This is a genomic window from Sulfitobacter sp. F26204, from assembly GCF_026410305.1.
Lineage (GTDB): Bacteria > Pseudomonadota > Alphaproteobacteria > Rhodobacterales > Rhodobacteraceae > Sulfitobacter.
In genome coordinates this window covers 1-10,043 of record NZ_JAPMLQ010000019.1, presented here as the reverse complement: position 1 = coordinate 10,043, position 10,043 = coordinate 1, and the positions used below count along the sequence as shown (strand labels likewise).

The 10,043-nt window shown below is 53.5% G+C and carries 8 protein-coding genes and 1 pseudogene; 1 reads left to right on the top strand and 8 read right to left on the bottom strand.

The genetic code is table 11. The features are described from left to right. Positions 1-208 precede the first annotated feature (208 nt). From OS190_RS20305 to OS190_RS20275, 7 genes and pseudogenes are all read right to left on the bottom strand, one after another. A pseudogene (locus OS190_RS20305) lies at positions 209-643 on the bottom strand (transposase family protein). Positions 644-1,058: 415 nt separating this feature from the next. Next, the gene (locus OS190_RS20300) at positions 1,059-2,732 is read right to left on the bottom strand and encodes a dipeptide ABC transporter ATP-binding protein (RefSeq protein WP_267160525.1); all 1,674 of its coding nucleotides are present in this window, start codon (positions 2,730-2,732) and stop codon (positions 1,059-1,061) included. Continuing rightward, positions 2,729-3,556: an ABC transporter permease gene (locus OS190_RS20295; RefSeq protein WP_267160524.1), complete on the bottom strand. Its 828-nt coding sequence runs from the start codon at positions 3,554-3,556 to the stop codon at positions 2,729-2,731. The genes OS190_RS20300 and OS190_RS20295 overlap by 4 nt, the downstream gene beginning before the upstream one ends. Beyond that, on the bottom strand, positions 3,553-4,494 hold the full coding sequence (locus OS190_RS20290; protein WP_267160523.1) for an ABC transporter permease: 942 nt from the start codon (positions 4,492-4,494) through the stop codon (positions 3,553-3,555). Before OS190_RS20290 ends, OS190_RS20295 begins: the two co-directional genes overlap by 4 nt. Positions 4,495-4,574: 80 nt before the next feature. Next, positions 4,575-6,134, bottom strand: coding sequence for an ABC transporter substrate-binding protein (locus OS190_RS20285; protein WP_267160522.1), 1,560 nt, complete (start codon positions 6,132-6,134; stop codon positions 4,575-4,577). Between the two features lie 30 nt (positions 6,135-6,164). After that, positions 6,165-7,292, bottom strand: a complete 1,128-nt coding sequence (locus OS190_RS20280; protein ID WP_267160521.1) for a C45 family autoproteolytic acyltransferase/hydrolase — start codon at positions 7,290-7,292, stop codon at positions 6,165-6,167. Next, on the bottom strand, positions 7,289-8,149 hold the full coding sequence (locus tag OS190_RS20275; RefSeq protein WP_267160520.1) for an alpha/beta hydrolase: 861 nt from the start codon (positions 8,147-8,149) through the stop codon (positions 7,289-7,291). Before OS190_RS20275 ends, OS190_RS20280 begins: the two co-directional genes overlap by 4 nt. A 120-nt stretch (positions 8,150-8,269) precedes the next feature. Here OS190_RS20275 and OS190_RS20270 point away from each other — a divergent pair, with 120 nt between their 5' ends. Next, positions 8,270-9,166 carry a GntR family transcriptional regulator gene (locus OS190_RS20270; protein ID WP_267160519.1) on the top strand — a complete coding sequence of 299 codons (897 nt, stop codon included), beginning with the start codon at positions 8,270-8,272 and terminating at the stop codon, positions 9,164-9,166. A 72-nt stretch (positions 9,167-9,238) separates the two neighbouring features. On the opposite strand, the gene OS190_RS20265 is transcribed toward OS190_RS20270, so the two are convergent. Continuing rightward, on the bottom strand, positions 9,239-9,976 hold the full coding sequence (locus OS190_RS20265; protein WP_267160526.1) for an alpha/beta hydrolase: 738 nt from the start codon (positions 9,974-9,976) through the stop codon (positions 9,239-9,241). Between the last annotated feature and the right edge of the window lie 67 nt (positions 9,977-10,043).

Below are 10,043 nucleotides of genomic sequence, written 5' to 3'. Positions count from 1 at the left end.
TCGCATTCACAACACCAGAAGTGCAAAGACTGCGTGCCACCATCGGCCGCAGAAAATATGAGTGACACATTGCCAGCACCTGTCGACAAGCTACAACCTTTAGACAATTCTTTTGCGCAAGCGTTTGTCCGGGGTCTTAATTCGCAACAACTCCAACGGGATCGTCAAGTTGTTGCCGTATGTTAAAAAAATGGCGGTTTTTTCCAGTTCATGCCGCGAGCTCACTGGCGCACCCAGCCCATTCACAAAATGCGTCAGCTCGTTTCTGGCGGAAAGTTGTTGCAGTCATTGTATGGCGACGAGGGCGGAACAAGTTCGCGATTTCATCATGGATAGCCAGAAACCTCTGCGCTTGGCGGGCGGATTTAAACCGGCCCTGGATCGTGATCGCCACTTCGTCCAAATGCCATTTGTCGGTGGGCTGCCTGCGTGCCGCTCGGACGCGCTTCGCTATCTGCGCCCCGAATTTTCTGACCCATGCCCGGATGGTTTCATAGCTTACAGTGACACCGCGCTCGGCAAGGAGGTCCTCAACGTTCCGCAAGCTGAGCGCAAAGCGATAGTATGCCCAAACAGCCTAGGAAACGATGGACCGTGGGAAGCGGTAGCCTTTTAAGCGGGGTTGGGAGGTTTGACTGATCATCGGCACTTGCTACAATCAGTCAGCTGGCTCGGCGACAACTTGACGATCCCGTTCCCAGTTTGTTGCTGAGGCAGCATTGGCGAATTTTAAGGTGTCACTGTTGTCCAACTGCCCAATCGGCTCGACGCGCGACATTTACCGTGCCGAGTTTGAACCAGGTCAACCAAAAGTATCACAGGCACACGGTCCCAACATTATCGAACATTGTATTTTGTTGAGCGGCAAAGCATGTATTGGGCCGGTTGAAAACCCAGTGCTCCTTATGCCAGGGGACTACGTCACCTTTTCAGGTGACCAAGACCACCTCTATGAAGCAAAGGAAAAGGGTACACGGGCCCTTGTTATAATCGAGCAGTCCTGAAGGGCGGGGCACGCGCTCGTGTCCGGCCGCGTCGCGCTATCGAACGGATAGCAACTACCGATTGACGGTGCTGTGCTTGGCTTGCGCGGGATTGGTATGGTCACGATAGACAAGTTGAAATCGGCCATCAACTTCGCGCAGTTCTGGCAAAACGGAAAGTAGCTGACGGGTGAATTCGTGCTTGGGACTGTTAAACACTGCGTGGGCACTGCCTCGTTCAACAATCTTGCCGTCAATCATAATTATAACCCGATCGGCAATATCTTCAACGACACCGATATCATGACTGATGAAGATATAAGACAGCCCGTGCTGCGCTTTCAGCCGGTCAAGCAATTGCAGGATTTGCTCCTGAACGGTTACATCAAGCGCCGAAACCGGCTCATCTAGTACGATGATGTCGGGGCGGGAAACCAACGCCCGGGCAATGGCTACACGTTGTCGTTGGCCACCGGAGAGTTGATGCGGAAAACGCTGGTGGAGGCCTTTTCCGAGGCCGCATTCCTCCAGCGTTTCGCACGATCTGTCGCGCTTGTTCTGACGCGATAGGTTCTGATGATGGCGAAGACTTTCCGCCACGAGGTCTAGAACGCGCATTCGAGGATCAAGCGCACCAATCGGATCCTGAAACACGATTTGAATACCTTGCGTCTTTGTACGAAACTCTTTTCGGCCAAGGCCGCTTACCTTGTCACCAGAAAGACGGACTTCGCCTGCACTTAGCGGCACCAGTCCGAGGATTGCGCGGCCAAGTGTCGTTTTCCCCGAACCGGAGGCACCAATCACTGCGAGCGTTTCGCCCTTGCGCAAGTCAAAGCTGACATTATCCACTGCACGAGTTATCGCCGGTCGTAACCACGGAAGTTTGCGTCGGCCACGAAATTCAATCTGTGCAGAACGTACTTCAAGCAGTGTTTCCCGGGGGCGACTATCCTCGGGTTTGGCCGTGCCCTGAGGAACCGCCGCCAGGAGCGCCTTTGTTTTTTCGGTTCTCGGGTTCAACAGAACCTCTTCATAACTTCCCTGTTCAATCACCCGCGCCTTGTCCATAACGGTCACGGTATCGGCACGATGTGCAACCAGCCCAAGATCGTGGCTGATGAAAAGCACTGCGACACCTGACTCTACCGTAACCTTCGTGAGTATCTCCATGACATTGGCCTGGGCAATCGTGTCAAGCGCGGTTGTTGGTTCATCCGCAATCAGCAGTTTTGGACCCGGCAACAGGGTGGACGCGATCATGATCCTTTGTCTCATGCCACCTGAAAACTCGTGCGGAAATTGGTCCAGCGCCCGGCGAGGATGACGAATGCCGACCTGGTCGAGCAATCTTTCCGCCTGATCACGCGCCATGCAACGATCAAGACCACTATGGAGACGCAAGGCTTCCGACATCTGGGTGCCGATGCGCAGCGCGGGATTGAGAGAGCCCATCGGATCCTGAAAGATCATTCCGATTTCTTTGCCACGTATCTTGCGCATACTCTCCGGCGACAACTGTGTGATATTCCGCCCGTCAAAATCCACCTGCCCGGCAACGATACGTCCGCCAGACGGCAACAGCCCTAGGATAGATCGGGCCAGCATGGTTTTACCGGATCCGGATTCTCCGACGATGGCGTGAAACTCACCCGGGGCAATGCGCAGGCTTGCCGCGTCCACAACCGGCTCTCCCATTGTGCCAAATGCAATTGTCAGATTGGAAATGGTGCACAGTGGTTCGGTCAAGTTTCACTCTCCATCCACGGGTCGAGCCAATCCCTCAAGGCGTCGCCTACCAGATTGATGCCAAGCAGGGTCAGAAAAATCGCAAAACCGGGAAACAGAACAAGCCAGGGTGCATGCCCCATCAATCCACGCCCCTCGGCAAGCATTCCGCCCCAACTCGGATTGGGAGCCTGCACACCCAAACCAAGAAAGCTAAGCGCGCTTTCTGCTAGAATGGCGAAGGCCAGCGTGGACGTGGCCAAGACCAAAAGAGAGGAGATACAATTGGGGAGGATGTGGCGGAGGATAGTGTACATTTCGCCGTTGCCCATGGCGCTGCTGGCCTGCACAAATTCCTGTTCGCGCAACGATAGAACCAACGATCTGACGACCCGGATAAAGATGGTTGAAAACGAAACACCGAGCGTAATGATCATCGGCACGATGCCGGCACCAAGAATACTGATCAAGGCGAGTGCCATAAGCAGCCCGGGAAAGGCCATGAGTGTATCTGTCAGAATCCCGATCAAACGATCGACCCACCCGCCAAAGAAGCCAGCAACCGCGCCCAGAGTGCCACCGAGAATGACAGCAACGACAACAGTACCAAACGCCGAAATCAAGCTTGACCACGCGCCAACGAGCACCCGCGAAAGCACATCACGACCAAAATTATCCGTCCCAAAAGGGTGTGCTGGCGAGGGCGGGGACAGAAAGGCGGAATAGTCGATATGTAGAGGATCGGCCGATGGCACCACATAGCCAGCCAAAGCGGCAATTGCGACGATGGAAACCAGACTGATGCCGATCAAAGCGTTAAAACGGAGAGCGACCAGATACTTCAAAAATTCATCCTGGGATCAAAGAGTGGATAGAGAAGGTCGGTTATCAGGTTTATCAATACATAGATCACCGCAACCACGAGCAGAATGCCCTGCACCATTGAATAGTCACGCGAAGATATCGCTTCGATGGTCAGACGTCCGAGGCCCGGAAGTGTAAAAACCGTTTCGATAACGGCGGCCCCACCGAGAAGAGCCCCGATCACCATGCCGATAACTGTCAAAGTGGGAGCGAAAGCGTTGGGAAAGGCATGACGGGCCAGAACGGCCCCTTCGGAAAGACCCTTTGCGCGCGCATGGGTAATGTAATCCCGACGCATCACCTCGATCGTTGATGCACGCGTCATACGCAAAACACCACCTAGCTCTCCCATGACCAAGGCAATGACCGGCATGATGAGGTAGACCGCACCGGCTGAGAAATCTTCGAACAGCGATACATATCCAATAGATGGCAGCCATCCCAGCTTGATTCCGAAGATCAATATCAGCGTCAGCCCTATCCAAAACGACGGAATGGACATCACGCCTATGGAAGTAATCACGATGACGTTGTCCGCAGGCTTGTTCTGTTTCCATGCCGCGATCATGCCGGCGGGGACCGCGATGAGCGTGGTCAGCAAGACAGAAATAAAAACCACCTGCGCGGTCACGGCGAAACGTTGAAGAATCGTTTCAAGAACAGGTGCCTTGTTTATCATCGAAACGCCAAGGTCACCCTGAACGACCCTTCCAATCCAGATGACAAACTGCTCGGGAATCGTGCGGTCGAGACCAAGCGAACTCCGCACCTCTTCCAGCCGCCCGATATTCTGAATGTCTCCTACCAGCATCGCAGCCGGATCGCCTGGCACAAGACGAATAAAGAAGAATACAAGTATGGTCACCAGGAACAGTGTGGGTATCGCAGCCAACACCCTGATAAAAGCATACTTCAGCATCTGAGTTCCCCGGTTGTCAGAATTTCGGCTGGCTGGCGGGACTATCGCCCACCAGCCAGGCGCTACAAATGTATCAGACCTTACTTTTCGAGCCACACACCCCACAGTCGGGGTTTGGCCGCCGGCCAGGTTTCATAACCCTTCAGCGCGGTGTTCACCCCTGCCGAGTTGATCGACTCATAGAGATTCAAGGTTGGCGCCTCCTCGATCATCTTTGTGTGGATGGCATCGAACAACTGCTGCCGCTTGGCCTGATCAACTTTGATCGCCGCATCGCCCAGCATGCCGTACACTTCCTTGTCGTGCCACTGATAGGCTGGGCTTTCCTCAAACGGACCAACTACGGACCAGTAGTTCATAACTGGGTCGGTGCGGGCGGAATAGCCAAAGGAAGAGAGCTGGAACTTGCCATTGAAGTAGTTGTCCAGATGGGCAGGCCATTCCAATACCTCAAGTTCCGATGGAATTCCGGCTTCGCGCAGCATTGACTGGATAATCACCGCGTTCTGGTAAAACACGTCATAGCGACGGCTGGTCTGGATTTTTAGGGGGTCGCCGTCATAGTTCGCGGCTACGAGATAGCTGGTCACCTTGTCGAGGTCGCGGGTGTAGCCCGTTGCCTGAACGTCACCGTAGTAGATACTCCGGCTTGAATACGACGTTGGATTATACCCCAGTTTGCCATGTGTCACGGCCCGCGCCAGCCCTTCAAAGTCAATTGCATGCGCGATCGCAAGGCGCATGTTTTTGTCCTGCATCACCGGGTCATGTATGTTGAGTAGCAGCGTCATCCACTCCAGACCCGGACCATTCATGACTTCGACGTTCGAGGATGCTTTCAATTCTGCTTCATTGGTCGGGTTAAGATCGGTTACGACATGCACATCACCGCTGCGCAAGCCTGCGATAGCCGTTGCGACTTCGGGAACGATTACGAATTCGACACCATCTAGGTAGGCAATCCGTGCACCTGCAAAGCCTGATTTCTCACCTGCGGCAGGAACATAATCCGGATATTTCTCCAGCGTGATCGACAAGCCTTTATTCCATTCCCCCAGTTGAAACGGTCCGGTGCCGATTGGTTTGACCCACTGCCCGTCTGCATCTACGCTGTCTGGATGTACGATGGCCGTCAGACATTGAAAATTCGCCATCTGGGCCAAGAAAAGACCACTGGATTTATTAAGATGGAAAACAACGGTTGACGGGTCAGGCGTATCGATGGATTCGATCTTCAGCCCTTCCGTGCCATCATACCAATAGGTGCATTCCCAGCCGGTATTCGGGTCAAGCCACCGGTCCCAACTCCACCTGACCTCGGCGCTGGTGACGGGGGCACCATTGTGAAAGGTAACGCCATCACGCAGCGTGAACGTATAGGCCTTGCCATCGTCGGAGATATCCCAGCGTTCGGCCAGCAGCGGTTGAACATCGAGATTATCGTCATAGGCAACAAGTGACTCGAAAATGTGGTGCAGGACTGTATCCGTACCGGCATCGCGCGCGACCCCCGGTTGGGTGCCCAGGATATCCGAACCAAGTACAACCTTTGCCGTGCCACCCATGCGGGGAGGATCGGCGTTTATCGGTGCAGCGGCAAGACCGATAAGCAGTGCTATCAACAATCTTAGGTGAAACATAGAGTGTGTCCCTCTGTTGGTTTGTCGTGGCTATTGTGACCCATTGTCTTTTTTTGTAAGTTTGTAGGTTACGGACTGTGACTGCACATAAGGAGTGGCAACCACTGTCATGGTGCCCTCAGTGACATCCATCACGATACTGGCCACGGTTGAGCAACCATCTCCGCCGGGTCCGTTTGAAGGTGGGCGATTAACCGAAATCGGCTTTGCAAAATCGTCGGCTAGTGCATGAAGCACGGTTTGAACCGTGATCTGGCCTCGTGCCCGAAAAAGGGCATCTCGCACGCGGTCTTCTCGGTAGAGGCTATCGGCGGCGATGCCGAGTCCGGTATCGAACACCCGCGCACGACCGGCGACAGAGGTGAAGTGGTTGGCATGCACAAGCAGACCATTTTTTGGCTTGATCCAATAGTACTCTCTCGGCGTTGTCTCCAGATTGATCCCGACCCCGACGGCGTCCGAAAGCATGATGTTGTTGGAAAAACTGCGCGGCGCATTCATCATGGCTTCTGCGGCAGTTGCAATGTGCCGTGCAGAAAGCAGCCGGCGACGCACAAAAGGAGAGGGCACACCGACAGCGGTGGGCTCGCGATTGGTGTCATGATCGCATTGCAAGTAATTGGCAGTTAGCGCGATACCGTATTCATTCAATCCGCACCGCGCCAAAGTTCCCGCCTCGACAAGGTTAAGCGTTGCGGGACCCGTCGCCGGATGACGCTGCATAATGACCACAGAGTCTTTGCAATCGTCGCGCCAATCCCAATTCTGACCGTGAATCAGATGCCCGTTCGCGGTGATCTCAGGCATGACAATCGCGCCAGTGCAGCCATCGTCAAGTGTCGTTTGCGGGAGGGGAGAACCATATATGATATCGGTACGGGCATTGATGATCATCACCTCCTCGGGTTTGATCCCTGCACCCTTTGCAATGCCGCGCAGTTCTGTGGCCTGATCGAGATCGAAGGATTCCAATTGGGTTATGAACGTTGCCGCACGAGAGAGCGCAGCATCCCAAGATAACCCTAACGTTTCAAACACCGGTCGATAGATCTCCAGGCTTTTGAAAATTCGCTCCATCGCCTTGCGGCCATAGCTCTTGCCGATGGTTTCAGGATCGCCCTCGATTTCGATATAGGGAAATGCTGCCGTGTCGTTCATGGGGCCACCCGATTTCCCAGAACGTTGGCAAAGAATTCTTGAACCGCGGGGGCCACCCCGTCCTCGTCATGATCGACACCTTCGACGAGATCGAACCGCACCTTGCAACCAGCGCCTTCAAGTGACCCCGCAAGGCTGCGCAAACGATCAATACGGGTGCGTCCCGTTTCGTTAATACCCGGTGTCCAGAACAACGGATCTCCTTTCTCGACCGTTATTTCCCACGTTTCAGTATCCGCAGCACCGATCACACATTGTACCGGCACATCAGCGATGCAATCCGGTTTGATCTTGTCGCCGAGAAAATCATCCATTCCCTTTAACCCCAGTGGATATTCAAGCGTTGGGTCGCAAAGGGTCACAACACCGGGGGCCCCAATGGAAACACCCAAGAGACGCTCAGGATGAGTGTACAGGAAACGATGGCTAAAATGCCCGCCACCGGAAAACCCATGCAATAGAAATTTGTGCGATTCCAAACGGTAACGGCTCGCCACCTCATCCACCATTGAAAGCAGGGCGAGATCAAACCTGATATCGCCCATCTTCAATAGTTTGTAGTTCTCTGTATCGCCGACATAGAACAGATTGCACGGGAAAAGGGGTGCCAAAACGATTGCCGAATGTTGCTGCGCGAACGCAGCAAAGTTATCGCGATAGTTTGCAGGCCAGCGTTCGGTTCCATGGCACAAAACGATCAACGGGTAAGTTATTTCGCCTTTGGTGTCATAGTCTGTCGGCACGTACAGGCAGTAACTGAGCCGGGTATCGCTTTGCAGCGCATAAAACGGCGTTGACCCGATATCATAGTAGCCAAGCCCGTAACGTTTTTCATCAATGTATTTGGAGTCTGGCATGGGTCTTTCCCTTGATAGTGTATTTTGTATAACAAAGTACGATACTGTATGTCCAGAGTAAATTGTATTTTGTCAGGGAAAACACTTGAGAGATGCTGACTACCCCGCTATCTCGGTGTCATGAGCGTTAAAATTCAGCATGATAAGAAGATTTCGCAGCTCCAGATGGAGCTTGCTTCAAAGATTCTGGAATTTGCCCGCGAGGAATCGCTGAAAGTGGGAGATGCTTTGCGGGAGTCCACGCTTGCACAAAGATTCTCCGTATCGCGGACACCTTTGCGAGCCGCGCTCAAGCACCTTTGCAAGATCGGAGCGGTTAAACATATTCCGCAACGGGGTTACTTTCTGGCTCAGGATAGTACCAATCTGCCAACCATTGAGATTGATCAACCGGAACAGCCCACGCGCAGGATCTATAATCAGATCGTGGACGCATATTTTGAAGGGATGCTGGTTGATCGAGTCAGTGAGGCCCAGTTGATGCGTCGTTTCTCAGTTGAACGACAAACCCTTCAAGAAGCCTTGCTACGTCTCTCCCGAGAAGGCTTCATGCGGCAAAATCCCGGCTATGGTTGGGTGTTTGTTCCGCTTCAAAAGTCGCGCGAGGCCGATACAAGAGACATGTATCGCTTCAGGCTCGTCCTTGAACCCGCGGCCTTGCTCGAACCTGATTATACGGCTGACCTTGCAAAGATCGCGGCAATGCGGATCAGACAAACGCGGCTGATTGAAAGCCTTGAATCGGATTTCGACGTTGCCGAGGTGTTTGAAGCGAACGAAGAGCTTCACCATAATCTGACGACCTTCAGCGGCAACCGGTATTTCGTCAATGCGCTGGAGTATCACGATCCGTCTGGTCGGCTTGAAGAATATCGCCACTACCAAGACCGTAAGCGCATTCGTAAAGCGTGTGAAGAACACATTAAAGTGTTGGATGCAGTTGCCGCGGGCAACATGAACGACGCCGCAGAGCTTCTAAGACAACATATCATCTCGGCACAAAATGCCGCCTTCTAGCGGGCTGATCCGGTAGGGAAAACTATAACTTCCCATCAGATCACATGCCCTGTGTGAACTGCCTTCTCCGGGTTAAAGCGTCAAAGCCTGCACAATATCTTTCGCCGCCTTTCGGGCAGAGGGCGAAAAACGGACATGTTCCATAAAGTTATGGACAACGCCGGAATGGACTTGATGCACCGTGTCCACGCCAGCCGCCTCGAGTCTGGAGACAAAGACGCATTGCTGATCATACAATACATCAACACGGGCGCTAATGATCCATGTCGGTGGTAGCCCGCCCAGATCCGGCGCGTTGATGACCGAAGCGCGCCAGTCCGAGCGCGTGCTCTCGTCCGGCAGGTAGTTTTCGCAATACCAAAGCATTTCAGACGCATCGAGATACAGCCCCTTGGCAAACTCTTTCATTGAACCGCTCAATGGGGCTTCTCGATTTGGAACAGTCATATCGGTGGCTGGGTAAAGAGAGACAACACGCGCCGGCACTTCCTGCTTATTGGCCGCATAGAGCGCAGTTACCAGACATAGACAGCCCCCCGCACTGTCACCGGAAAGAACAATGCGTTCGGGCGTTGCCAAACCGGAGGATACGATCATGTCAAACGCCGCTAATGCATCCTCTACAGGTGCTGGAAATACGTGCTCTGGCACTCTGCGGTAGTTAACACTGACGACCCGTTGACCGGTCTTTTCAGCCATCCAGCGGGATTGGTTGTCATAGGTTTCAACACATCCAAGCGCATAGCCCCCACCGTGGAAATACAGAATGAGCGCATCGCTGTTTTGAGCTACTCCCCATTTGTTGGACAGCTTCTGGCGTAAATTAAGCTACTTTTTGGGCCTGCTGATCGGGGTTAGTTGTTTCAATTCGCTGCCA